The organism is Mycolicibacter algericus DSM 45454 (assembly GCF_002086455.1).
Classification (GTDB): domain Bacteria; phylum Actinomycetota; class Actinomycetes; order Mycobacteriales; family Mycobacteriaceae; genus Mycobacterium; species Mycobacterium algericum.
This window is the reverse complement of the sequence record NZ_MVHC01000039.1, coordinates 1-25,246: the sequence shown is the minus strand read 5'-3', so window position 1 is coordinate 25,246 and position 25,246 is coordinate 1. Positions and strand designations below refer to the sequence as shown.

The window sequence follows — 25,246 nt, the reverse complement described above, 5'->3', positions numbered from 1 at the left end:
CACCCCAGGACCCGCCTACATCCCCAACCTCACCCGGTCAGCCGCGCCCGCCCACGCACTCCCGATCGGGAAGAGCCGATTTCATCCGGTCAGGGATGCTGTAACCAACGATCGGGTTGGAAAACACATCCTTGTTCGCGCAGCAGTAGAGCTCGCCCTCATCGGTGCGGTGCGCGGTGATATCGGCCAGCCACAGCTGGTTGGGGTCATCGGCGGTGAAGTCCCGGCCGACCAGGTCATCGTGGACCGGCGGACCGGGCTTCTTGCCGTTGCGTCCCTGCCGAAGGCGCTCCACAGCCCGTTGTGCGAGCAGATCTGCCAGGCGGTCCGCTCGGCCATCGGCTCCCCGGCAGCGCGGGCCTCATCGACCAGGAACCGGTAACCGAATTCCGGATCATCACGATGAGCATCGACCAGGGCGTTGGTGCGGTAGGCCTCGATCCTGACGCCGTCATCGATGTCGGCCTGACGCAGCCCCTTGGTCAACGTCATCGGGTGCACCCCGAAATCTGTGGCGACCGCCTCGATGGTCACCCGGCTCCCGGTTGCGCGCAACCCGCAGGACGTCACCACGGGACTCTTTCGGATAAGGCCTGGGCACAAGGACATCCTTCCAGCCCACCCCAGAGGGTAAGCCAACTCAGATGTCACCTAAATTCATGCAGCAGACCCGATCCAGAGTTGATCGGACAGCACCTCCAAGGCGGACAGCTGGACCGACCCGGTTCACCTAATGGTATAACTATATATCGTATTAGTCTTTCCTGGCTTGGTTGCCGGGTCCTGAAACGAGGCAGGTATGAGTCACGTCATCTCGATAGGCAGCTACCTGCCGCCGTGGACCAACGGTTCCCGCAGGATCAAAGGGCCCGACGAGGACGCACTGACCATGGCGGTTGCGGCCGGGCGGGCCGCCGATCCCAGCGCCACGGCGCAACGGGTGGTCATGGTGTCGCGCAACTTCCCGTTGTTGGAGGGCGGCAACGGTGCGGTACTGCTGGCCGGCTTGTCGTTGGCCGCGGACATCGCGGTGACCGAGGTCCTCGGCGGTGCGCCCGCTGTGCTCGACCAAGCGACCAGAGCCGAACCGGGCACGCTGCTGATCGCCGCCGACGACAACGACGCCGCCGCCGGTGCGGCCGCGTTACTGACCGGCGATTCGGGCGCGACATTGACTCCGGCGGCCCGGCAGACCCGCAGCCTGCCCCTGCTGGCGCGTGCCGACGACGGAACACGGCACGCCTACGTCGACCCCCGCCTGCAGCGAGAGGTCGGGGTGCGTGCGACCCTGGCGCGGCTGGGCCTGACCGGCAAATCCACGGTGGCCGCCGTCAGCGGAATCAAGGCCACCCAATTGGGCCGCGACTTCGACGCATCCACCGCGGTCGAGGACGCGAGTGTGTCGGGCGCCGCGGTGATCAGGCTGCTGGCCGATGCGATCGAGAAAGGCAATGCCGGTCTGGTGCTCGCCATCGAGCAAGCCACGATCAACGTGGCCGAACTGACATTCACCGAACGTACGCCGCGGATTCTCCGCGACGAGGCGCCGACGCGGGAATTGCCCAACGCGCGCGTCACCGAAGGCGTCGGCATCCCGATCTCGCTGGCTGCATACGCCCGCGCATTTGAACCGAAACTGCGTTGGGAGGCAGCGGTGTTCGACGAGCGTCCTGGTATCGACACCGCGCCGCAGTTCCCGCCGCGGCTCCGCGTCGATGACGCCGGCGCGCTGGCGCGGGACTACCGGTTCGCGCCGCTGCCCCGCACCGGCACCGTCTACACCCACACGACGGTCCGCATTCCAGTGCCCGACCTGCCCAGCCCCTACTCGCTGGCCCTCGTCCAGCTTGAGGACAGCCCAGTGCGAGTGTTGCTCAAAGTCACTGGTGTACCAGCCGGTGAGACGACGATCGGGCAGCCCGGCTCGGTGGTGCTACGCAAGATCGCCAACCGGTCCGGCATTCCCGATTACGGCTATGCCTTCTGGCCGGGCCGCACCCCCCAAGGAGAGCAATCATGAGGAACGTGGCGATCGTCGGCGCCGGGATGACCCCGTTCGCTGAGCATTTCGAGCTTGGTATTAAAGATCTGGTGCCGATGGCATACTCCGAAGCCGTCGGGCACGTCGACAAAGGCATTGACAAGTCGGAGATCGAGGCTGCCTGGTTCGGTGAGCTGTCCACCACAGATGGCTTCCCGTCCGGAATCCTGGCCGACACCCTCGATCTCACTGAGATTCCGGTCACACGTGTCGAAAACGCTTGTGCCACCGGCAATGACGCCATTCGTAACGGCACACTGGCGATCGCCTCCGGTCTCTACGACGTAGTGCTGGTCGTTGGCGCCGACAAGGTGCGTGAGACCGCAACCAACACGACATTTTGGGAATGGGCCGCGATGACCCGCGACAACGCGTGGGATTATCCGCTGGGCCTGGTCGCGCCGGCAAACTTCGCCCTGCACGTCATCCGCTATCTGCACGAGTCGCCGGCGACCAAGGAACACATGGCAATGATCGCGGTCAAGAACCATTTCCACGCGCTCAAGAATCCGAAAGCGCAACTGCGCTATGAGATTACCGTCGAACAAGCGCTGGCCGCGCCGATGATCGTTGACCCCTTCGGGCTTTATGACTGCACACCGCAGAGCGACGGCGCGGCCGCGGTCATCCTGGCCGCCGAGGATGTCGTCGACCGCTACACCGATCGGCCGGTGTGGGTGCGTGGCGTGGGGATCGGTATGGACCGGGTCATGCACCAGCACAAGAGCGATATGACGACCTTCCCGCCGACGGTGCGGGCTGCCAAGGCGGCGATGAAGATGGCCGGGCTGACGCCGGGAGACGTCGACGTCGCCGAGGTACACGACTGCTTTACCGGTGTCGAGTTGATCAGCTACGAGGATCTCGGTTTCGCCGACCGCTTCGAGGCCTACAAACTGGTCGAGGGGCGCGAGCATTATGTTGGCGGCTCGATCCCGATCAACCCGAGCGGCGGGTTGAAGGCCAAGGGCCACCCGCCGGGGGCTACCGGGGTGGCGCAGTGCTATGAACTGTTCAACCAACTGCGAGGCGAGGCCGAAAATCAGGTTGACGGCGCACGAGTCGCCTTGGCACACAATATCGGTGGTCCGACCGCGGTCTCGGCGATCACCATCCTCTCCACCGAGAAGAACTGACAGGAGCGCCATGACCACCCCAGAAGTCAGCACGTTGCCCGGCTATGAAGAATTCGCTCCATGGCTGCTGGTGGAGAAGCGTGGGCAAGTCCACGTGGTGAGCATTAACCGACCCGAGGCGTTCAACGCGGTCAACGAAGAGGTCCACCATGCGTTTGCCACCATCTGGCGGGTGCTGACCGCCGACGATGACGTGCGTGCTGTGGTGACGACCGGTGTCGGCAAGGCGTTCTCGGCCGGCGGCGACATGGTGATGTTCGGCCGTCTGATCGATGATCCGGTGGCTCGCCAGTTTCAGATCGCTGAGGCGCGCACTGTGTTCCTTGAGGTAATCAACTTTCCTAAGCCGCTGGTGTCGGCGGTCAACGGTCCGGCTGTCGGGCTGGGTTGCTCCATCGCGCTGCTGAGTGACTTTCTGGTAATGGGGGAGAGCAGCTACCTGGCTGACCCGCACGTCGCGGTCGGCCTGGTCGCCGGAGATGGCGGCGCGGCGATGCTGCCCCTGCTGATCGGAATGATGAAAGCCAAGGAGTACGTGCTGCTGGGCGACAAGATCACTCCGACGATCGCCGAGAAGCTGAATCTGGTCACGAAGGTGGCCAGCGACGACACCGTCCTCGACGAGGCGCTGGCGCTGGGCGAGAGGCTGGCCGCGTTGCCGTCCCAGGCCTTGCGGTCCAGCAAGGTCGCGCTGAACATGCATCTGTCACGCGCTGCTCTCGGCGTACTCGAGTACGCGCTCGCCGAGGAGTACACCTCGTTCACGACGCCGGAATTCAAAGAGCGAGTTGCCGCGTTCCGGGCTCGCTCGAAGAAGTAGCGACGTTACCCGGGCATGATCGAGGGTGGCGGCGTGAATCCAGAGTTGGCCAGTGCGGTCGCCATCCCACTACCGATGGGGCCCTCACGGTCGAAAATTGTGGCGACGCCGGTGGCGACCCCCGACTGGCTATAGTGCGTGACCGACGCGAGGCCGAGGTGCACGCCCCTCGGCAGTCGGCTGAGGGTGAGCGTGTAGTCGGCGTTGACGAATTGCAGCCCTGCCGTGCTCCAGTGGGTCAGCGAGCTGGTTACATCGGCGGCCATCGCCGCGCGCGTGAACGGACTGAGCGGCTCGTCGTCGACGAGAAACTTGGTTTCCCGCATCCAGACGAACTTTTGGCCGTCGTGTCGCCATTGGTCCACTCCCACACCGGGACTGCCGTGGACCGGGTCGCGGCCGTAGGACTGAAGGAGCATAGGAAGGTCGTCGGGGATCACGTCGGGCTCGGGTGGTATGTCGGGCATAGTGATCGGTAACGTCCACGCCGTAGCTGTCGGGTGCTCGCTGCGGCGCAGAAACAGCGCGCTGGCGCGCGCCACCATGGTGTCCTCCTGGCGCATGACCGCGTCGACGAGCTGAATGCGACGTCCCTGACGGACCCCGTAGGCATCGACTCGCAGAGGTTGAGGCGCCACCGGCCGGAGCAGGTCCACCGTCAACCTGACAGGCTGCAGATCGGGATCGCTGACCTGCCGCTCGACCGCGCGACCGAGCAATCCGCCAACGTAGTTGCCGCTCAGATGTGGGCCCCACGGCCCCCGCGCTAGCCGGGTGGGGTGATAGACGTCGTCGTCAGCAACGAAGAAACAGGTCGGTACTTTTGCGGAGGGGGACACTGGGAATCTCGATTCAGCGGTAGGCGGTGACCCGGGCGGTGACCGCCACCTTCCCGTCGTCGCCGACGGCCTGCGCGTCGCCAACCGCGGTCCGGTGGCCGATCCGCATCGGGGTGCCGATGTAACGGGAATTCCGGCCGGCAATGAACGGGCGCAGGAAGTTCACTCGAAGCGATGCCGTCTGTAGCAAGCCGTTGCTGCGCTGCTGATTGATGGCCGCCGAAGCGGACAACTCCAACCCGGCTGCCGCCACACCGCCGTGCACGATGCCGATGTCGTTGTAGAGGGTGGGGTCTGGGCGCTGCTCCAGCACGCGGAGATCCTCGTCGACGGGCCGGGGTCGGACCGCCATCAGGTCTGTGAGTGTCGTCTGGGGGGTGCGTACTAATGGGTCCGGTGACCGCTCGCCGATGAAACCGCCCGCGGGAATGTAGAAGGAGCGCACCGTTGCGTATCCGATGACCGTGCCTCCGCGCGCGAGGGTGCAAATCGACAGCGACGTGGCGCTGACGGGACCCACTGGGCGGGCGCTGGCCACCAGTTCGCCAGGGACATCAATGTTGCCGACGCTCAGCTCCACCGTCAGCTCGCTCGACACGGTCCACTGATCTGCGCGCCGGCGATAGTGATTGACCATGCCGCCAGCCGCGTCGACCAAAATCGCCAGTGGGCCGATGCTCGGCGCATCGGTGAAAGGATTGCGCAACCCCGACATTGGCATGGACATCACGGCAGTCCCATCGGCCGGGTTCTTGTCGTGAAATTCGATCCCAAACCGGACCTGGACGGTGTCGGGCGTCTCGGTGTCGTGCGCGGCTGCTCGTTGGTCCGGACCGATCATTCGAGAAGATCGACAACGGTCGACAATTCGGATCCGGTCAGGACGAACTCCTCCGCCTTCTGTAGATGCTTGCACCACAGCTCGCCGGCTTTTTCGCTGTCACCCGCCTTGATCAAATCTAGGACCATCCGGTGGGTCTTCGCCGAGCGGCGCACCGCCTGCTCGGCACGTGCTCCCTTGGTCGGCTGCAGCGAGCGGTTCGCCTTCTCGATGATGTGATGCAGCATGTCGCTGACGATCTGCAGGGTTTTGCCGCCCGACAGACGCGCGATAGCAGCATGGAAGTCGGTCAACTGGTCGACGGCGTCGCTGCCCGGCTTCAGCTGTGACTCGCGTTCGACGATCTCCTCAAGTTCGGCGATCACGGCCGGATTGCGATCTTTCGCGATCTGCACCACCATCGGTGTTTCCAGATTGACGCGGGCATGGTAAACGTCCTTCAGCGTCACGCCCTCGTACTCGAGGATCAGGCCGGCGTAGCGGGCGAGTGTCTCGCGACGCGGCCGGGTTACCCGAGCACCGCCGCGTACACCGCGCTGCACCTCGATCAGGGACTCCGATTCCAGCACCCGGAATGCCTCGCGCAGTGTCGGCCGGGAAACCCCGAACCTTTGCATGAGCTCTGATTCCGGTGGCAGTATGGTGCCTTCGGTGATCTCGCCGCGAATGAACATCCGACGTAACGCAGTGGCCACCCGATCGGCCATCTTCGGCTCCCGAAGACTGGTGACCTCCATGTCGATCCTCCGTCGGTAAGTACCTCATATTGATTAACTATTTGGAAGGTTAGCGGACTTCTTGCGGTCGACCGGGTTTTCGCGGGGGCACGTGAGCAACCTCATGCCTAATACCCCATCGACCGGCCCATCAGATCCTTCATGATCTCGGTGGTGCCGCCGTATAGCCGCTGTACCCGAGAATCCCGCCAGAGTCGGGCCACCTCGTATTCGTTGATGTAGCCGTAGCCGCCGTAGATCTGCAGGCAGCGGTCCATGATCTCCCACTGAATCTCCGAGGTCCACCATTTAAGTCCGGCGGCATCCTGGTCGGAGAGCTCGCCGTCGTTGAGCGCCAGAATGCACTGGTCCAAGTAGGTCTGGGCGGCATCGAGCTTGGTCTGCATCTCGGCGAGGAAATGCCGGTTCACCTGAAACTTGCCGATCGGCTGGCCAAAGGCGGTTCGCTCCAGCGCGTAGGCCTTGGTCAGCTCCAGGGCACGTCGTGCGGCTGGTAGCGCATAGCACGCGATACCCACCCGCTCGCTGGGCAGATGCGAAACTAGGTGGTAAAAACCACGATTGAGCTCGCCGACCAGGTTCTCTTTCGGTACCCGCACATTGTCGAAATACAGCTCCGCGGTGTCGGCGGAATACTGCCCGATCTTATCGAGCTTGCGGCCGCGGGTGAAGCCTTCCATGCCGTCCTCGACCATCAGCAGGCTGATGCCCTTGTGCCGGGCCGACGGATCGGTCTTGACGGCGGTCAGCACCAGTTTGGATAGCAGGCCGTTGCTGATGAACGTCTTCTGGCCGTTGACGATCCACGCGTCGCCGTCATCGCGGGCCGTGGTCTTGATACCCGCCAGATCCGAGCCCGCGGCCGGCTCGGACATCGCGATCGATCCGATGTACTCACCGGTGATGAATTTCGGCAGCCAGCGCTCCTTCTGTTCCTCAGTAGTCAGATCGTTGAGATAGGGCACCAGGATGTCGTTTTGGACGCCCAGGCCGATGCCGACCGAGCCGGTGCCGAACATCTCCTCAGACACGATCTGGTTGAAACGGAAATCAGTGACGCCCAGGCCGCCGTAGCGCTCGGGTAGCGCCCAACCGATCAGCCCGTGCTCGCCCGCGGAGAGCCACGCCTCCCGGCTCACTTTGCCGTCGCGCTCCCACTTTTCGGTGTGAGGGGCGCAGTCGCGTTCGAAGAACGCCCGTGCGGTAGCACGGAAGTCATCATGAACCTCGTCGAATATGTTGCGGCGCATGTACTGTCCTTAGTCCTCGGCCCATGTCACGATCGCCGGTAGCGCACGTCCCGGGGCGTAAATATCAAACAAGCGCCCAGCCAGTAGCGCTTCTAGCTGGTCGGCGGAGCCACACAGTGAGTCGACCTGAAATCCTCGCTCGACGTAGCGGTGCAAGTCGTGCTCGGCGGTCAGGCCGATCGCCCCACACACCTGAAGGGCGGCATCGCTGACTGCGCGGTGTGCCCGCCCGGCCGCCACTTTGGCGGTTTGCGCCGACAGTCTGCCGCCGTAGCGCCAGGACTCGCCAAGCAGCGCGCGTGCCCCCTCCAGAACAGCGGACGCGTCGGCCAGGGCATGTCTCGGCGACTGGAAGGATCCGATCTGGACTCCGAACTGGACGCGGACCTTCACATGCTCGACCGCGATCCGCAGCGCCTCGGCTGCCAGTGCCACCAACTCGGTGGCCAGCGCCCGGTGTGCGGCGGCGATCGCACGATTCCACTCAGTCGACGCCTCGACCAGTACGGCGTCCAGCGGCCCACTCACCTGTGTCCAGTACACGGACGGGTCGAAGGTGTCCAGCCGCTGACCGGTCAGTTGTCCGGCATCGACGACACCGACCGAAACCGTTCCCATCGCGCCGCACACCGGGACGACCAGGCGTCCCTGCAGCGGACCCAACACGATCCCGGCCACCCGGTCGCCGTCGGAACCCGGTGAATAACCCGCTACGAGGTCCGGCAGCACAATGCCGTCAACCGGCTCGTCGAGCAGCGCCGCCAGTTCGGCCAACATCACCCGATCCAGGCAGTCGGTGTTGGCCAGCGATCTGCCTTGGGCGCGGAACAGCAGCTCGCATGCCTCGATCGGATATTCGACCTCGATGTCTGACCAACCGAGCTCGGCCAGTTGCGGGCCGACCGCGACGTGCTCACCGGAATTCTTGGCGGCCACCTCGTTGAACAGCCGGAACACCGCGTCCTCGACCATCGGCCATGATTCGTCGGTCATTGGCCCCGCCTCTCCTTCGGCAGTCCGAGCAGATGATCGGCGATAATGCCGCGCTGCACCTCAGCCGTACCGCCCATGATCGTGGCGGCGCGTGAATACCACCACTCCGCGCGCAGCGTGTCCAGTTTTGCGCTGCCCTTCCCGGCGATTATCTGGTCGCGCTGTATGTCGAGGATCAAGTCGTTGACTTCCTTTTCGGCGCGGCCGAACAGCAGCTTGTCGATGCTGCTGTCGGCGCCCACGGACTCGCCCCGGGCGAGCCTGCGTACTGTCGTAGCGGTGCGTGCCTGGGCTGACACCACGTCGACGTAGACGCGGGCGAACTTTTCCCGCTGCTCCGACGTGGCGCCGTGGATGACCATCTCCTCGCGCAACCGGCTCAATTCGGTGAATACCTTCGTCAGCACCGCGTAGCCGTACATACCGCGCTCGTACTGCATCAAGTGCATCGCGACGGCCCAACCTTCGCCCACGTCGCCGATCAGGCGCTCGCGTGGTACCCGGACGTCGTCGAAGAACACCTCGGCGAGTTCGCGCCGACCGCTGGCCAACGCGATGGGGCGGATCGTGACACCGGGCGCGTCAGCGTCGACCATCATCATGGTCAGTCCACGGTGCCGGGTCTCCGGCGCGCCGGTCCGCACCAGCGCCAGTAGCCGGGTCGCCGTGGGGCCTTGGCTGGTCCAGATTTTTTGGCCGTTGACGATGAAGGCATTGTCGCCGTCCTCGACGGCGCGGGTACGCAGTGTGGCGAGGTCGCTGCCGGACTCCGGCTCTGAGAAGCTCTGGCCCCACCATTCGGCGCCGCTGAGGTAACCCGGCACATGCTTGGCCGCCAGGTCCGGCGCGAACTTCAGCAGGGCCGGGCCGAGCGTCTCCAACGTCCAGTGCTGAGCCGGCACCGGCAGCATCGCATAGCCCAGTTCCTCGTAGTAGACGGCTCGGTGAATCTCGTCACCGCCCAGGCCGCCGGCGCTCTCCGGCCAGCCATAGCGGTTCCAGCCGGCCTCATACAGCCGTGCCAGCACCCCCGCGTCGTGGGCCAGGCCGTCCTCCGCAGTGGTGAAGGCCGCGGAACGCCAATCGTCGGCCCAGTCCAGGTTGCGCAGGTAGTGCCGGAAATCCTGGCGATACAGCGCGACCTGCGACACGTAATCGCGGCTGGTGCGCAGGGCGCTGTCGCCTGTAGGGGCGGACATCCGCACCCCCTTCGTCGTGTCGGGCGATTCGTCCGGGTTGGATCGAATCAGCTAAACAATTATCTATAAGGGGTACGATAACCCACGCTGACACTTCTGCGAGAGGGAGCATCAAATGACCGCTGTACCGGTCGCCGCGCCAGCCGTCCAGTTCAACCCGGAGTCCCGGCTCTACATCGACGGCGAGCTACGCGAATCTACGTCGGGTGCCACCGTTGACAACGTCAATCCGGCGACTGAAGAGATACTCGGCGTTGCCACGGATGCGAGTGGCGAAGATATGGAGAAGGCGATCGCCGCGGCGCGGCGAGCGTTCGATACCACGGACTGGGCGACCAACCGGGACTTCCGCCAGCACTGCTTGCGGCAGCTTCATGAGGCGGTCCAGAAGGATAAGGAGAACTTCCGCGCGGAACTGGTAGCCGAGGCCGGCGCCCCGCTATCGTCGACCTACATCGCCCAGCTGGACTGGCCGGCCGCCGACGCCATCCGCTGGCCGGCCGAGTTTATCTCCGAGTTCCAATGGGAGCGGCCGTTGCCGCAGGATGCCAAACTGGGTATTCCCTACAACCGCGTCGTGGTGAAGGAACCGGTCGGCGTCATCGCGGCGATCACGCCCTGGAACTTTCCGTTCGAGATCATCAGCAACAAGCTGTCGCAGATCCTGGCCACCGGGAACACCGTGGTGCTCAAGCCCGCGATGGAGACGCCGTGGGGCGCGTTGCGTTGGGGCCGATTGATCGCCCAGGAGACTGACATTCCCGCCGGGGTAGTCAATATCGTGCCGGCCACAGACCTGGAGGTGTCGAGTCGGCTGCTCGCGGACCCGCGGGTCGACATGGTGTCGTTCACCGGTTCGACCATGGTCGGTGAGTTGATCCGCGAGAAGTCGGCCAAGACCATGAAACGAACGCTGCTCGAACTCGGCGGAAAATCGGCATACATCGTGCTCGACGATGCCGATATGTCGGTCGCGCTGCCCGGCTGCATGGGGGCGCTGATCCATTCCGGCCAGGGCTGTGCCCTCGCCACCCGGGTGCTGGTGCCACGTTCGCACTACGAGCAGGCCGTCGAGGTTGCCACCGCCACCTTCGGCGCCGTCGGCTGCGGGGACCCCGCCGATCCCGTGAACTTCTGCGGTCCGCTGGTGTCAGCCAAACAGCGTGGCCGCGTGATGGAGTACATCGAGATCGGCAAGAGCGAGGGTGCGCGGCTCACCACCGGGGGCGCCGCACCGAAGGGACTGGACCGGGGCTACTTCGTCGCGCCGACAGTGTTCGCCGACGTCACCCCCGACATGCGGATCTTCCAGGAGGAGATCTTCGGCCCGGTCATCACCATCACGCCATACGACGGCGACGATGAGGCCGTGGAGCTGGCCAATGCCACCACCTACGGGTTGGCCGGCGCCGTGCATGGGTCCAATGACCGGGCGATGGCAGTGGCGAGACGGCTGCGCACCGGCGCGGTGATGATCAACAGCGGCATGTATTACGGGGCAGACGCCCCGTTCGGCGGCTACAAGATGTCCGGCGTGGGCCGGCAGAACGGCCTCGAGGGTTTCGAAACCTACACCGAGACCAAAACCATCGCCTACTCGGACTGAAGGAACACATGAGCAACATTCTTAGTGGGATCCGCGTTGTTGAACTGGCCGCATGGACATTCGTTCCGGCGGCAGGTGCGGTGCTGGCTGATTGGGGCGCCGACGTCATCAAAGTCGAGCATCCCGAGACCGGCGATCCGCAACGCGGCCTGATCAGTTCCGGCGTCGTCACGGGCGCGGGGGGAGTAAACCACTTCATCGAACAGCCGAACCGGGGCAAGCGCAGCATCGGTTTGGACACCTCCAGCGCCGAGGGGCTCGAGCTGCTGATGAAGTTGATCGAAACCGCGGACGTGTTTGTCACCAACCTGCTGCCGGATTCCCGCCAGCGGATGGGAGTCGACGTCGAACAGGTGCGGGTCCGAAACCCGAAGATCATCTATGCTCGCGGTCACGGCTACGGCACCAAGGGAGACCTCGCTTCGCAGGGCGGGTTCGATCTGGCCGCCTACTGGGCTCGGGGCGGAATCGGAGAAGCCTATAGCGCCGGGGACGGCTCCTACCCGCCGATTCAGCGGCCTGCGTTTGGTGACTCCTACGGTGGACTGGCCCTCGCCGCGGGTATCGCGGGTGCACTGCTCAAACGTGAGCGCACCGGAGAGCCGTCGGTCGTTGACGTGTCACTGCTCAATGCGGCGATCTGGCAACTCGGGCCCGATATCGTCGGTGCCGGCGTCACCGGCCAGGGCATCCCGAAGTTCCAGCTCGAGGACATGCCTAACCCGGTTGCCAGCATCTACAAGACGCGCGACAACCGCTTCATCGCCTTCGTACTGTTGCAGGCCGACCGGTTCTGGTCCGATTTCTGCACCCGGCTCGGGCGGTCCGATCTCATCGATGACCCGCGGTACAGCAACGCAGCGCTGCGTTTCCAGAACCGCAAAGAGTGTATCGCCGAACTGCGCAAGGCTTTCGGATTGGAAGACCTGGCATATTGGGAGAAGGCATTCGCGGGGTTCGACGGGGTTTGGGACATCATGCGCACCGCCCACGAGGTGCACAGCGACCCGCAGGCGATCGTCAACGGCTACCTGCCACGCGCGACCGACGCGAACAACAACGAGTTCGCGCTCGCCGCGAGTCCGGTGCAGTTCAACGAAACTCCGCTGGAGTTGACCGGTGCGCCCGGACACGGCGAACACACCGACGCGCTGCTGGCCGAACTGGGTTACAGCGAGGATCAGATTATCGACTTCAAGATCAACTCGGTCGTGCTGTAGTGGCATCTGAGGATCTCGCCCGCCGCTTTCTCCACGTCAACCTCAACTGTGGATCGCTGGACGCAACCGAGCAACTCTATGCCGAGCACCTGGGCTTATCAGCGCGGATGCGAACCGACCCGCAGATCGCCACGGATGGTACTATCCTCGGCCTCGACGGCCAAACGTACTGCGCCACATCGTTTCTCTATGACGCCAGGGGCGGCCGCTCCGGGTGTGCGCTGGAGGCCATCGAGTACCACACGCCGGCGATGAAGCACGATCCGAGCACCGATCCGGTTCGCCCGGGCATTCGCTCGACGCTGTTCGTCGTGGACGATCTGGAGGGCACGGCGGGGTCGCTGCGTGATGCCGGGATGGTTGTCGGTGATCCGGTGGACGGATTGATCAGCGGTACGAAGTCGGTGCTTGCGCTGGACCCCGATGGTGCGGTAGTCGAACTGAGCCAGGCTTCTCCCGATGTCGATGCGTCGAAGGGAGCGCTGTTCGCGGGTATCAGGGTTGCGGCGATCGATGCGGTCGCCACTGGAGACTTCCTCACCGCGATCGGCTTCGTGGAGGTCGAGGCGCCGGTAAGGCGGCCCGTGGCCGCGGAGCGCTTGGTGCCCGGTGGATCCGCCGAGGCAACGGGCTGCGTGGTCGCTCGGTACGCGCTTCCCGAGGACGCGCATCAGTTCGGCCTGACCGTCGTTGCGCACCCCGACACCAAGCCGAACCCGGTGCCCTGGGGTGGCAATCGTCAGGGTCTCTACCGCTGCGCACTTCGGGTCGAAAATGTCGAGAAGGCTTTATCGTTGTTGCCGGAATCCATTGAATCGCAGGGTGAACCGGTGTGGTGCCCGCTACCGGGTACCAAGATCGAGGGCCTGTACATCGCGTTTCTGCGCTCGCCCGACGGTGTCGTCTTCGAGTTCGTCGAACGACCGGCAAAGTACTTCAGCAAGCAAGGCTGACCCGGTTGACCCTCGACGAACTTATCGCGCGGGAAAACGTTCGCGACACGTACGCTCGCTACAACCACGCCGGTGATCGCGGGCAGTTGGAGCGGCTGTCGGCCTGTTTCAGCGAGGACGGCATTCTCGAGGTCAAAGATGGTTTCACCGCGCACGGTCGACGCGAGATTGTCGCCGCGCTCACCGACATCGCGCCACGGATCGCCCGCGCCGACGCCCCACCGCTCGGCACCCGCCACATAGTGCGGCACTACGTTGCCAACCTGCTCTTCACATCCGTTCGCCCTGAACGCATCGAAACCCAAGCCTATTTCGTGGTCTTCCAGGTGGATGCGGCCGACCACTGGGGCCGCTACCGGGACGTACTCGTTCCGGTCGGAGAGCGGTGGCTTTTTTCGCATCGACTGGTTTCCGTCGACGGCAAGCGACCGGGATCGCCCGCCTGATTCGACGAGTGGAATCGAGGTACGAATCGCCCCGGCGTCAGGAGACTTCACTTCTTGGGAAGGATGGAGTCGTGTCCGTGAGTACGTCGAGACTGGCACGCCAGGCCGAGGTCGACGCCGGCTCGCGATCGGGGGCGTGTCGGCGAGGAGTCCGCTGAACCGGGACGCAGACCTCGCCGCATGTTGTCATCCAGGCGCTGGACGCAGGCGTGGCGAAATGCCGAACCGTGCTTCCACATCAAGAGCCTCCGACACTGGCGCACACACGGCGAAGGCCCCCTTCGTCAACTGCTCACCCTATGGCTGGCGCGCTCGGATCGATGACCTAGCGGGACGAGATACGCCGGCGGCCGTCAGTCGCTGGCTGGCAGCGGTTTGGCCTCTTTGAGCGCCAGAGTCGTCGTGCCGACGCTGAGCGTGCCGGCGCCCGCCTTGGTGACCAGTACCTCGGCCCCGGCGTCGTCGACGTAGCGCTTACCCATTGCGCTGCCGTCGGCGAATGCGGGATCCAACGAATGGGCCGACGTCTCGGCACCGATCGGCAGCATCGGCTGCCCGCCGCAGCGCAGATCGTCCAGGCTCTCTGCGGTCTTGACCACGATGACCTGGGTGTTGCAGACCTGGCTCTGCAACCGGCTGCCGTTCTTAATCATGGTTGGCTCCTTGTTGTTCTCGTTTGGACACTTACAGATCTGCGATGGCGCACTTGAGATCCTCGATAATTTCGCGGCGCACTACCTTCCCGGTCGCAGTGGCCGGCAGGTGGTCGCGAAAAACGATGCGATCCGGGGTGCGTGAGCCCCGCAGCACCTTGCGTGCGTACTCGCGTAGCACATCAGCGTTGGGGTCGCTACCGGGCTCGGGCACCACCGCCGCGACGATGATCTGGCCCCACTGGGGGTCGTCAAGGCCGACGACCGCGACGTCGTGAACGTCGGGATGCTCGATCAGCACATCTTCCACTTCAGAGGGGGCGATATTCTCGCCGCCTCGAATTATGGTGTCATCGGAGCGCCCACCGATGAACAGGTAGCCCGCCGCATCGGCCGTGGCGACGTCTTTCGTCGGGAACCAGCCCTCCGCATCCAGCACCGATCCGATCTCGGCGTACTTGCCGGAGACCTGCGGGCCCCGCACGTACAACTCGCCGGTTTCGCCGGGACCCAGCACCGTTCCGTCTTCAGCGCGGATCTGTACCTCGATGCCGGGCACCGGCCGCCCGACCGAACCCAGCCGCCGAGCGATGGCGTCCTCGGATGCACCGTGTGCCGCGCGGTGGTCTTCCGGAGTAAGCACTGCGATGGTTGAACTGGTCTCTGTCAGTCCGTAGGCGTTGACGAATCCGACATCCGGAAGCAGATTCATGGCCTTACGAACCAGCGGCAGCCCCACTTTGGACCCGCCGTAAGCGAGATTGCGCAGCGTCGGTAGCCCAGTCGGGTCGCTTTCCAACACGGACACGATGCGGTCCAACATCGTCGGCACCACGGTCGCAGTGGTTACCCGCTCATGGCGGACCAGGTGCACCCATTGCCGCGGATCAAATCTAGACAGATACACGATCTTTCGGCCTGCATACACGTTCGACAACGCCGCGCCTACCCCCGCGATGTGGTACGGCGGAACGCACACCAACGCCGCGTCGTCGCAGGCCGCGGAACCGAAGTCCACCGTGCCGGTTATGTAGCTGGTGAGGTTGTTATGTGACAGTTCAACGGCTTTGGGCCGAGAAGTCGTACCGGAGGTGAACAACACGATCGCCACGTCGTCGGGATCGGCAAACTCCGATACGGGGTCGGCGGTGCGCGCGGCCGCGATGAACTCGTCGGAAGTCATCACGCGCTCGCTGGCGTCGATAACTGCGTCGCGGTACTCGCTGTCGGTCACGATCAGCGGGTCCGGCAGGCGATCGATCAGTTGCCGCAGCCCGTCGTCACTCAATCTGTAGTTCAGCGGCGTGAATGGTGTAGCCGCCCGGGCTGACGAGAAGATCAGCAGTGGCAGCAGGGCACCGCCGGTACCTACATAAACCACGTGTCGCGCGCCCGACGCCGCGATCACCCCGGCACCGCCATCGGCCAGTTGACTGAGCTCGGCGGTGGTCAAGCGGACCTCACCGTCCACCACTGCCTCGCGGTCGGGGTCACCCGAAACCGCCATGTCCAACAACAGCGAAATACTCAACGCCTCAGCCTTCACTCGCTATGCGCCGCACCGCCCCGTTGACGGGTCGGCGCGGCGATTCTCCAGCCCGTTGCAATCGAATCAGATATATAGTTATAGAGTTCGCGGTACCGACATCATAGCGGCGGCGCGGCGGGGAGTCCCACAGCCCTAGCCCGATCGCCCGGAAGGAGCCCTAATGAGCAGCAAGCCCGAAATCGCCGTCATCGGGGTCGGACTCCATCCGTTCGGGCGTTACGAAGACCGATCGGCGCTGGAAATGGGGGCAGTGGCCATCAACCGAGCGCTGCGGGACGCCGGGGTGGACTGGACCGATGTGGGCAGCCTCTACGCCGGAAGCCTAGAGGTGTCCAACCCGGAGGCGGTCACCGGGCTAGTGGGAATGACGGGGTTGCCGGCTCGCGCGACGCTGAGCGGCTGCGCCACCGGCAACTCGTTGTTGACCCTGGCCGCCCGCGACGTCCAGCTGGGTGAGGCGGACATCGCCGTGGGCGTCGGGCTGGACAAACATCCGCGCGGGGCGTTCGGCGCCGACCCGTCGGTCTCCGGCCTGCCGCAGTGGTATGGCGACCAGGGGATGTTCCTGACCACGCATTACTTCGGCACCAAAATCATGCGGTACATGCATGACCACGGTGTCACCGAGCAGACGCTCGCCCGCGTCGCCGCCAAGAACTTCGCCAACGGCGCCCTGACCCCGCACGCATGGCGCCGCAAGCCGATGAGTGCCGAGGCCATCCTCGCCTCGCCGGTCGTCAATGCGCCACTGCGGCAATACATGTACTGCAACCCCAACGAAGGCGCCGCCGCCGTGGTGGTGTGCCGCGCAGAGGTAGCCAAGCAGTACACCGACACGCCGATCTATCTGCGGTCCACCGCGTTGCGCAGCCGCCGTGACGGCGCCTACGAACTGTTGCGGACCTCGATCGAGCTGCCGTTGGCGCCCGGGACCACCGCGGAGGCCGCCCATGCCGCCTACGAGCTGGCCGGCGTCGGGCCCGAGGACATTGACATCGCCCAGCTGCAGGACACCGACTCCGGCTCGGAGCTCATCCACATGGCCGAGACTGGTCTGTGCAAGGACGGCGAACAGGAAGCGCTGCTCGCCGACGGCGCCACCGAAATCGGCGGCCGCCTGCCGATCAACACCGACGGCGGTCTGTTGGCCAACGGAGAGCCCGTCGGCGCATCCGGCCTGCGGCAGGTCTACGAACTCGTCCACCAACTGCGCGGCACCGCCGGCGACCGGCAGGTGCCCAACGACCCGCAGGTGGCGCTCGCCCAGCTCTACGGGGCACCTGGAACCGCCGCAGTCGCAATCCTGAGCAAGTAACCCACCGAAGGGAGCAGCCGATGACCGATACCCGGACCGTCGAGCAGCAACGAGCAGAGGTCGATCTCGACCACCATTCGCCCGAATTCCGTGAGGCCCCACACGCAACATTCCGCCAGATGCGGGAATCAGGCTGTCCGGTCGCGTATTCGCATCACTACGATGGCTTCTGGGCGTTGACGGATTACGCGTCGGTCTTCGACGCAGCGCGTGACGACGCGCTGTTCAACTCCTATCCGTCGGTCGGTGTACCCGCCAGCGGGATGCCGTTTCCCATCCTGCCGATCGAATCCGACCCGCCGCAGACCATTGAACTCCGTGACATCACACTGCGCCAATTCTCCCCGGGGTCGGCCGAGAGGGCCCTACCCGCTGCACTGGAGATGATCGACGAGGCCATCGATGCCTTCATCGAGCGGGGAGAATGCGATCTGGTCACCGAGTTGACCACGCCGCTGCCGGCGCGCCTGATCCTGCGACTGCTCAAATTCGACGAATCCCGGTGCATGGAGTGGGTGGACTGGGTGCATACCCTGGTGCATTACCGCGCCCACGACCCGGAGAAGTCCGCTACGGCGGGCATGGAACTGTTCGCCGAGATCAACAAGCACATGCAACAGCGGCGTGCCGAAGGCCTCGGCGACGACCTGTTCAGCGACATCCTGCGCGGGACCTTGAACGGCGAACCCCTCGACGACACCCAGATCGCCATGTATACGTTCCTGATGATGCTGGGCGGCATGGACACCACCAGCGGATTCACGGGAAACGTGCTGCTGCGGCTGTGTGAAGACAGCGAGCTCCGCCAACAGTTGATCAACGATCCGGAGATGATCAAGAAGGGCACCGACGAGCTGCTACGGCTGTACACGCCGACACTCGGCTTGGCCCGGACCGTCTCCCGCGACACCGACTTCCACGGGCAGTCACTGTGCGCGGGCGACCGAGCAATCCTCATGTGGGCGGCAGCCAACCGCGACCCAGCGATGTTCGAGAACCCCGAGACGCTGGACCTATCCCGACCGAACGCGAAAAAGCAGATGGCCTTCGGGGTGGGTGTGCATCGGTGCCTGGGCTCCCACTACGCCAAGATGATGTTCCAGGTCATGTTGGGCCAAATCCTTGCGCGCCTACCTGACTTCGAACTCGCTGGGCAGCCGCAGCGGTTCGAGGATGCTGGTGAGGTCTACGCCGTGTGCAAGCTGCCGGTCAAGTTCACCCCCGGCAACCGCATCGGCGTCGCGAAGTAGTGTGCGGTCCGCGACTTCATCGATCCCCGAGGCCACCGGTGGTCGCAAAAGTTGGAGTTGCGCCATCTTAATTGGTTAAATAGTTAAAGCATAAGGCGAGGAGGCGCAGCGGTGACGGTTGGGACCATCGCCGGACTCCTCGATGAGTTCGCCTCAGCGCGACCGGGCCGCCCGCTGTTGCGCGACATCGCCGGTCAGACGCTGACCGTGGCCGAGGTCGCCGCATTGACCACCGCGGGTACGCACTGGCTATGGGAGGCAGGTGTCCGTCCTGGCATGACAGTGGCCTGGCAGTTTCCGTCGAATGTGTCTGCGGCGCTGGTGATGCTATCGCTGGCTCGCATGGACGTCATTCAGGCGCCAGTGCTGCACCTCTACCGCGAACGGGAGGTGGCCGCGGCCTACCACGTTGCCGGCGCAGACATGCTGCTCGTCGACGAGTCGACGGCCGCCAACGCGCCGAATGAAGCCCGAGTGATGGTGCTGCCGACCGATTTCATCGAGCTGTTGCGCGCGACGCCAAGATGGCGTCCTCCGGAACTCGACTACATCCGTTCACCGACGGACGCCCGATGGCTGTACTTCACCTCCGGCACCACCGGGCGGCCCAAGGCCGTGCGGCACTCGGACGCGACGCTGTTGGCGGCCGCCCGCGGTTACGCCCAGCATCTCGGCATGGGCGACTATCCAGACGAGGTCGGAACGGTGGCCTTTCCGATCGCACACATCGGCGGGGTGGTCTACCTGGGGGCCGCGTTGCTGACGGACGTTCCGCTGCTGATGCTCCCCAAGGTCACGGCCGACGATCTCCCCGGCCTGCTGGCCAGCCATCGCGTGACCGTGACGGGGGGGAGCACCGTCTTCTATCAGATGTTGCTGTCGGCCCAGCTGGCGACGGGCAGCCGCCGGCCGTTGATTCCGTCGCTGCGCATGTTGATCGGCGGCGGCGCGCCCTGCCCGCCCGAACTACACAAGCAGGTGCGCAAAGAGATGGGAATCCCAATCGTGCACGCTTACGGAATGACCGAGGCGGCGATGGTGTGCGTCAGCCAAGCCGCCGACACCGATGAACAACAGAGCAACAGCTCGGGCCTGCCGATTCCCGGAGCGGCGGTCCGGATCAGTTCAGCCGACGAGATCGAGCTTCGTGGCGACAATCTGACACCCGGCTATGTCGACCCCGAAGAGTGGTCGCGCGCGACAACGCCGGACGGTTGGTTTCGCACAGGGGACCGGGGCTACCTGCGGTCCGACGGGCGTCTTGTAATCACCGGCCGGAGCAAAGATCTGATCATCCGCAAAGGCGAGAACATTGCACCGGAGGAGATCGAGAATGAGCTGCTGGCGCACCCGCTGGTCGACGAGGTCGCGGTGCTAGGGCAACCCGACGTGCTGCGCGGAGAAATGGTCTGCGCGGTGGTGCGCCGCTCCGCTCGACACCGCGACGTCACACTCGACGAGCTGTGCGCCTTCCTCGACAAGCGTGGACTGATGAAGCAGAAGTGGCCCGAGAGGCTCGTCATCGTCGACGAGTTCCCGTTGACGGGGCTGGGCAAAGTAGCGAAGACGGAACTGGCCCAACGTATTGCAGGAGGAAGCCGATGACGGCGTTGTCCACCGACGAGCGCCGGGAGCTCGCCTCGTCCGTTCGCGCCGTCTGCGAGAAGTTCGCGTCGGAAGAGCGGGTCCGGGCCGTGGCCTATGACGGCGACGGAAGCTGCGGTGGCATCGATAGCGAGCTGTGGACCGTGCTTTGCGCTCAGGTAGGAGTCGCGGCGATCGCCGTACCGGAGGATCTAGGTGGGACGGGTCAGGGCGCGTCCGCGCTGGGCGTCGTCGCTCACGAGCTCGGCCGTGCGCTGGCACCGGTGCCGTTCCTCGCGTCGACGGTATTGGCGACTGGGCTGCTGCTCGACACCTGCGCCCACGATCCCAGGGCGGAGAAGTGCTTGTCCGGGCTGCTCGACGGCTATCGCACCGCGGCGGCCGCGATCACCGGAGACGGCGGGCTGTGGCGACGCGAGGCGGTCACCCTCACCGCGAGCCGCCGGAGCGAGGGTTGGGGCATCGACGGCGCGGTCCGCCATGTTCTCAACGGCACAGCCGCCGACGATTTGGTTGTCGTCGCCACCGTCGACAACGATCTTGCGGTCTTCCTGCTGGACTCGACTGCCGAGGGCGTCACCGTCGAGGCGGAGCGAGTGCTGGACGGCACCCGTCCGATGGCCACCATCACCTTCGCCGACGCTCCGGCGTTCCGGTTGACAGCGGAAGGACCGGTCGATGACCTGATCGAGCGTAATGTCGATGCGACGTTGGCAGTGCTGTCTGCCGAGCAGGTGGGTGCATGTGAACGGGTGCTGGAGATCGCCACCGATTACGCGCGGACCCGTGAACAGTTCGGTCGCCCGATCGGCAGCTTTCAGGCCATCAAGCACAAGTGCGCCGACATGCTGGTCGACCTTGAGTGGGCCCGTTCGGCGTCGCAGGCGGCCCTGCAGGCGGTAAACGGCGACGCGGGCGGAGTAGCCACCGAAGCGAAGTGGCGCGCCAGTATGGCTAAGGCGGTGTGTTCGGAGTCGCTGCGCAATGCGGTCCATGCGAATATCCAAATCCACGGCGGCATCGGGTTCACCTGGGAGGACTCCGCCCACCTCTACCTGCGTCGAGCGCGCACGGACGAGGTGTTATTCGGCGGCCCCGGGCAGCACTGGGACCGGCTTACCGCGCAGGTCGAGCTGCTGTGAAAAGCCCGCCAAGTCCTCAACCAATCAAAGGAGCGATGGTGCCGGACCAGACCGAAGATATCGACGCGTTGCGCGCCCGGGTGCGCGCGTTTCTGGAGAGCGCACCCAAGCCCTCCGGACTGCGTAACTACGGGCCCACCCCGACGGCCACAGATGTCAACCCAGGACGGCAATGGCACCGCTATCTTGCCGACCATGGCTACACCTGCCTGCACTGGCCCCGTGAATTCGGCGGTGCCGACGCGACCGTCGCATTCCAAGCCGTATTCGCCGAGGAATGCGCACGAGCCGGAGTGCCCCGACAACTGGGCATCACCGGGGCGGACTTGGTCGGCCCTGTGTTGATCAAGTTCGGTACCGACGAACAGAAGATGCGATTTCTCAAGCCGATCCGAGTCGGCGATGAGATCTGGTGCCAGCTGTTCTCCGAACCCGGTGCGGGGTCCGACCTTGCCGCGGTGCGCACTCGTGCCGAGCGCACCGCGAACGGCTGGCGCATCGACGGACAGAAGGTCTGGAGTTCCGCCGCGGCGTCGGCTGACTACGGTCTGTTGTTGGCGCGGACTGGGCCGGACAAACACCGCGGGTTGTCGATGTTTGTCGTCCCGATGGATACGCCCGGCGTCAGCGTGCGCCCACTGGTCCAAATGGACTCCGAAAGTAAGTTCAATGAGGTGTTCTTCGACGGCGCCGAACTTGCTGACGACGCTTTGATCGGCGAGGTGGGGCAGGGCTGGACGATTGCGCTGGTCACCCTCGGACGTGAGCGACTCACGCTGGGCTCGCAGGCAGTCTCGATGTTCCGGCTGCGCGAGCGGATGCTCGCTGCGGCACGCGATCACGACCTGTTGGATCCGGTGCTGGCCCGAGCCATGACTAAGTTGTGGGCCCGGATGTGGCTGCTGCGGTTCACGTGGCAACGGGCCATCGAGTCCGGTGACCTGACTTCGCCCGAGTTCTCGGTGCTCAAGCTGATGACGTCGGAGACCGACCGCGACCTAGGCGATCTGGCCACCGAGGCGCTCGGGACCGATGCATGCACCGACCCCGCTGACAACGAGTTGGTGCACCAGATGTTGGTCGGCCGAGCGCAGACCATTTTGGGCGGAACCAGTGAGATCCAGCGCAACATTCTTGGCGAGCGGGTGCTCGGACTCCCCAAAGAGCCGCGGTGACAACGCCTTTCACCGGAGCGGGCTTTGCCGCCGCACTTCGCGCCGCCGTGCGCCCAGGCATGACCATAGCGCTCGGCGACGGTGTCGGGGAACTGCGCTGCCTCGATGACGGGACCTCTGTACCCGCCGTGCTGAGCGCGGTGGCAGGTGACGTCGGTTCGCTGCGGCTGGTGCTGGGCTGGCTGCCAGCCGCGCTGGACGGTCTGGACCCGACTGCTTTCGCCGACGTCGTTGCGCTGATGCCGGGCTGGGGCGTACGTGACGTGCTGCAGAGCCCGTCAGCGCGGTTCCTGCCGACCAGCCTGGCCGGGATCGACGCGATGCTTGGCAGCACCCTCCGCCCCGACCTGCTGATCACCAAGCTGGTGGAACGAAGCGGACAATTGCATTTCGGCACCGAGGTGTCCTGGCAACGACAGCTCATCGGCCATGGCGTACCCGTGCTGGGTGTCGTTGACGTCGCCGCGCCGGCCGCGAGTGCTGAGCCCCCGCTGGACCCGTCGCAGGTGCGCGTCGTCGGCCACAGCGACGATGGACCGGTTCGGGTGCCGAGCCGAGAGCCCGAACCGATTCACCAGGCCCTTGCTGATGCTGTGTTGCGTTTTGTGCCCGAGGGCTCCCGGCTGCAGTACGGGCCCGGCCAGTTGGGCACGGCGCTGTTACGGCGTGCGGACCAGCCGCTGCGTATCGACACCGGGCTGCTGACCGACGCGGTCGTTGACCTCGACCGCCGAGGTCGGCTAATCGGTGTTCCATCGGCGACGTACCTGCACGGCAGCGACCTACTCTACGAGTGGGCTGAGGCCCGGCCGATCCTGCGCGGTATTGACCACAGTCACAACCTAACCCGGCTATCGCGCGGGGAGCCGTTCGTCGCGGTCAATACCGCCATCGAGATCGACCCGGTGGGTCAAGTCAACGTCGAAGGCCGTGGTGACAAGGTGGTCGGCGGCATCGGCGGACACCCCGACTACTGTGCGGCGGCCCGGATCAGCCGCGGCGGTCTGTCCATCATCGCAGTGCCCACGACGGTCCACGGGCGGTCGCCGCTGGTTGCCTGCCTGAGCCGCCCGGCGTCCACGCCGGCTCATCACATCGACCTGATTGTCACCGAATCAGGCCACGCCGACCTGCGCGGCGCCGACTGGTCGCAGCGCCGCGAGCTCATCGCCCAACTTTTCGACCAGTGAAAGAGAGCAATCGCATGAAACCACTCGACGGATGCGTCGTCCTCGTAACCGGCGGCGGTCGCGGCATCGGCCGGTCCCACTGCCTTGAGCTAGCCGCGTTAGGGGCTGCCGTGGTGGTGAACGACCCGGGCGTGGGCCGCGACGGCACAGGCGGCGGCGAGGGCCCGGCCGCGGAGGTGGTTACCGAGATTGAACGCGCCGGGGGCAAGGCCATCGCCCACACCGGCTCGGTGGCCTTATGGGACGACGTGGCCGACATGGTGGCTACCGCGGTCTCGACGTTTGGCACGCTCACCGGAGTGGTCAATAACGCCGGAATCGTGCGCGACGCGATGATCACCAGTGCGACGGAGGCCGATTGGGACGCGGTGATTGCCGTGCACTTGAAGGGCACCTTCGCCGTCACTAAACACGCATGCGACTATTGGCGGTCACAAGCCAAGCAGGGCAACCAAGTCGACGCGCGGATCGTCAATACCGTGTCCGGTGCCGGGTTGTGGGGCAACATTAGTCAAAGCGCCTACGGTGCCGCCAAGGCAGCGATCGCGAACCTGACCGTGGTAACTGCAATGGAGATGCGCCGCTACGGTGTTGCGGTGAACGCGATCTCACCGTTGGCGGTGACCCGGATCAGCGAGGACTTCTTCGGCGGGGCCGCCGCCGAGGACCCCGCCTTGGACCCGGGACGAAGCTCGGCAGTGGTCGCCTGGCTGCAGTCCCCCGAATCGTCGTGGTTGACCGGCCAGATCCTGCGCATCAACGGCGACCGGCTCAGCCGTATCACCGGATTCACCGAAGCCGCGGCCTGCTATCACGCCAAAGACGGCGTCAGCTTGCAATTCTCGGAGCTCGGGCAAGCAGTCAGCTGGTTGTGGGGGGCACTGCCGCGCGGCTTGGCGGGTCCGTTGCCCACAATCTAGTGCTGCGTGTCATTAACTAGACGCTGTGGGGCTGGGGCCTCGCTCACATGTGTACGTGGGTTGCCGACAGGAAATGGGTCCTGGCCGGTAGAGCCACAAGATGTGAGAGGCCCCAGTGAAGGTTCAGCGTACGGGTGTTGAGTTGGATGTATACGCACGATCGGTCGTCGCGTGCGGGTTGGACGGTGATACCGGCGCGGTCTTCGAGCGCCGGTTGACTCCGGATTATCAGAAACCGTTGCAGCGTCCGTCGGGAGATCGGGTCAAGACCGATGCTCGTCAATGCCCGGTGAGGGGGACCCGTTTGGTGGTCCAGTCGCTATGCGGCTTGGGGTTGGTGGGTCGAGGTCCACTGTAAGGCGAACT

General features: G+C 64.9%; 22 protein-coding genes and 2 pseudogenes. 15 read left to right on the top strand and 9 right to left on the bottom strand.

What is annotated here, in order from left to right:
• Positions 1 to 70: 70 nt before the first annotated feature.
• Positions 71 to 256 (bottom strand): annotated as a pseudogene (locus tag BST10_RS23440) (IS3 family transposase); the annotation flags it as partial.
• A gap of 543 nt (positions 257 to 799) precedes the next feature.
• Between BST10_RS23440 and BST10_RS20440 the strand changes: the two are divergent.
• The 3 genes from BST10_RS20440 to BST10_RS20430 are packed head-to-tail and all read left to right on the top strand — an operon-like array spanning position 800 to position 3,997.
• Entirely contained in the window at positions 800 to 2,020 is a 1,221-nt protein-coding gene (locus tag BST10_RS20440) for a Zn-ribbon domain-containing OB-fold protein (protein WP_083040317.1), read from the top strand.
• Positions 2,017 to 3,177: a thiolase C-terminal domain-containing protein gene (locus BST10_RS20435; protein WP_083040316.1), complete on the top strand. Its 1,161-nt coding sequence runs from the start codon at positions 2,017 to 2,019 to the stop codon at positions 3,175 to 3,177. Before BST10_RS20440 ends, BST10_RS20435 begins: the two co-directional genes overlap by 4 nt.
• A gap of 10 nt (positions 3,178 to 3,187) precedes the next feature.
• The gene (locus BST10_RS20430; RefSeq protein WP_083040314.1) at positions 3,188 to 3,997 is read left to right on the top strand and encodes an enoyl-CoA hydratase/isomerase family protein; all 810 of its coding nucleotides are present in this window, start codon (positions 3,188 to 3,190) and stop codon (positions 3,995 to 3,997) included.
• A 5-nt stretch (positions 3,998 to 4,002) separates the two neighbouring features.
• Here BST10_RS20430 and BST10_RS20425 read toward each other — a convergent pair whose 3' ends face one another.
• From BST10_RS20425 to BST10_RS20400, 6 genes are all read right to left on the bottom strand, one after another.
• Positions 4,003 to 4,716 carry a thioesterase family protein gene (locus tag BST10_RS20425; protein ID WP_235673546.1) on the bottom strand — a complete coding sequence of 238 codons (714 nt, stop codon included), beginning with the start codon at positions 4,714 to 4,716 and terminating at the stop codon, positions 4,003 to 4,005.
• A 133-nt stretch (positions 4,717 to 4,849) separates the two neighbouring features.
• Positions 4,850 to 5,677 (bottom strand): PaaI family thioesterase, encoded by an 828-nt coding sequence (locus tag BST10_RS20420; protein ID WP_083040310.1) that lies wholly within the window; start codon positions 5,675 to 5,677, stop codon positions 4,850 to 4,852.
• Entirely contained in the window at positions 5,674 to 6,414 is a 741-nt protein-coding gene (locus BST10_RS20415) for a FadR/GntR family transcriptional regulator (protein ID WP_083040308.1), read from the bottom strand. The genes BST10_RS20420 and BST10_RS20415 overlap by 4 nt, the downstream gene beginning before the upstream one ends.
• 107 nt (positions 6,415 to 6,521) lie before the next feature.
• Entirely contained in the window at positions 6,522 to 7,664 is a 1,143-nt protein-coding gene (locus BST10_RS20410) for an acyl-CoA dehydrogenase family protein (RefSeq protein ID WP_083040306.1), read from the bottom strand.
• A 9-nt stretch (positions 7,665 to 7,673) separates the two neighbouring features.
• Positions 7,674 to 8,657 (bottom strand): acyl-CoA dehydrogenase family protein, encoded by a 984-nt coding sequence (locus BST10_RS20405; RefSeq protein WP_235673547.1) that lies wholly within the window; start codon positions 8,655 to 8,657, stop codon positions 7,674 to 7,676.
• Positions 8,654 to 9,856, bottom strand: coding sequence for an acyl-CoA dehydrogenase family protein (locus tag BST10_RS20400; protein WP_083040303.1), 1,203 nt, complete (start codon positions 9,854 to 9,856; stop codon positions 8,654 to 8,656). Before BST10_RS20400 ends, BST10_RS20405 begins: the two co-directional genes overlap by 4 nt.
• A gap of 115 nt (positions 9,857 to 9,971) precedes the next feature.
• Here BST10_RS20400 and BST10_RS20395 point away from each other — a divergent pair, with 115 nt between their 5' ends.
• Genes BST10_RS20395 through BST10_RS20380 form a run of 4 tightly spaced genes read left to right on the top strand, consistent with a single transcriptional unit; the run spans position 9,972 to position 14,081 of the window.
• A complete protein-coding gene (locus BST10_RS20395; protein ID WP_083040301.1) occupies positions 9,972 to 11,462 on the top strand; it encodes an aldehyde dehydrogenase family protein in 1,491 nt (496 codons plus the stop codon).
• Positions 11,463 to 11,470: 8 nt separating this feature from the next.
• Positions 11,471 to 12,682, top strand: coding sequence for a CaiB/BaiF CoA transferase family protein (locus BST10_RS20390; RefSeq protein WP_083040299.1), 1,212 nt, complete (start codon positions 11,471 to 11,473; stop codon positions 12,680 to 12,682).
• Positions 12,682 to 13,635 (top strand): VOC family protein, encoded by a 954-nt coding sequence (locus BST10_RS20385; protein WP_083040298.1) that lies wholly within the window; start codon positions 12,682 to 12,684, stop codon positions 13,633 to 13,635. Before BST10_RS20390 ends, BST10_RS20385 begins: the two co-directional genes overlap by 1 nt.
• A gap of 5 nt (positions 13,636 to 13,640) precedes the next feature.
• Positions 13,641 to 14,081, top strand: a complete 441-nt coding sequence (locus BST10_RS20380) for a nuclear transport factor 2 family protein (RefSeq protein ID WP_083040296.1) — start codon at positions 13,641 to 13,643, stop codon at positions 14,079 to 14,081.
• A gap of 353 nt (positions 14,082 to 14,434) precedes the next feature.
• On the opposite strand, the gene BST10_RS20375 is transcribed toward BST10_RS20380, so the two are convergent.
• Together BST10_RS20375 and BST10_RS20370 are read right to left on the bottom strand one after the other, a co-directional pair.
• The gene (locus BST10_RS20375) at positions 14,435 to 14,734 is read right to left on the bottom strand and encodes a hypothetical protein (protein ID WP_083040295.1); all 300 of its coding nucleotides are present in this window, start codon (positions 14,732 to 14,734) and stop codon (positions 14,435 to 14,437) included.
• Between the two features lie 31 nt (positions 14,735 to 14,765).
• A complete protein-coding gene (locus tag BST10_RS20370) occupies positions 14,766 to 16,265 on the bottom strand; it encodes a class I adenylate-forming enzyme family protein (RefSeq protein ID WP_083040318.1) in 1,500 nt (499 codons plus the stop codon).
• A gap of 178 nt (positions 16,266 to 16,443) precedes the next feature.
• Here BST10_RS20370 and BST10_RS20365 point away from each other — a divergent pair, with 178 nt between their 5' ends.
• From BST10_RS20365 to BST10_RS23995, 8 genes and pseudogenes are all read left to right on the top strand, one after another.
• The gene (locus tag BST10_RS20365; RefSeq protein WP_083040293.1) at positions 16,444 to 17,598 is read left to right on the top strand and encodes a thiolase family protein; all 1,155 of its coding nucleotides are present in this window, start codon (positions 16,444 to 16,446) and stop codon (positions 17,596 to 17,598) included.
• A 20-nt stretch (positions 17,599 to 17,618) separates the two neighbouring features.
• Positions 17,619 to 18,848, top strand: a complete 1,230-nt coding sequence (locus BST10_RS20360) for a cytochrome P450 (protein WP_083040292.1) — start codon at positions 17,619 to 17,621, stop codon at positions 18,846 to 18,848.
• Positions 18,849 to 18,959: 111 nt separating this feature from the next.
• Positions 18,960 to 20,453: a class I adenylate-forming enzyme family protein gene (locus BST10_RS20355; protein WP_083040291.1), complete on the top strand. Its 1,494-nt coding sequence runs from the start codon at positions 18,960 to 18,962 to the stop codon at positions 20,451 to 20,453.
• Positions 20,450 to 21,595, top strand: coding sequence for an acyl-CoA dehydrogenase family protein (locus BST10_RS20350; RefSeq protein WP_083040289.1), 1,146 nt, complete (start codon positions 20,450 to 20,452; stop codon positions 21,593 to 21,595). Before BST10_RS20355 ends, BST10_RS20350 begins: the two co-directional genes overlap by 4 nt.
• Positions 21,596 to 21,633: 38 nt before the next feature.
• The gene (locus BST10_RS20345) at positions 21,634 to 22,770 is read left to right on the top strand and encodes an acyl-CoA dehydrogenase family protein (RefSeq protein WP_409371372.1); all 1,137 of its coding nucleotides are present in this window, start codon (positions 21,634 to 21,636) and stop codon (positions 22,768 to 22,770) included.
• A 59-nt stretch (positions 22,771 to 22,829) separates the two neighbouring features.
• Positions 22,830 to 23,960, top strand: coding sequence for an acetyl-CoA hydrolase/transferase C-terminal domain-containing protein (locus BST10_RS20340; protein ID WP_083040287.1), 1,131 nt, complete (start codon positions 22,830 to 22,832; stop codon positions 23,958 to 23,960).
• Positions 23,961 to 23,974: 14 nt separating this feature from the next.
• Entirely contained in the window at positions 23,975 to 24,880 is a 906-nt protein-coding gene (locus tag BST10_RS20335) for an SDR family NAD(P)-dependent oxidoreductase (RefSeq protein WP_083040286.1), read from the top strand.
• Between the two features lie 115 nt (positions 24,881 to 24,995).
• Positions 24,996 to 25,106 (top strand): annotated as a pseudogene (locus BST10_RS23995) (IS110 family RNA-guided transposase); the annotation flags it as partial.
• Positions 25,107 to 25,246: the final 140 nt, after the last annotated feature.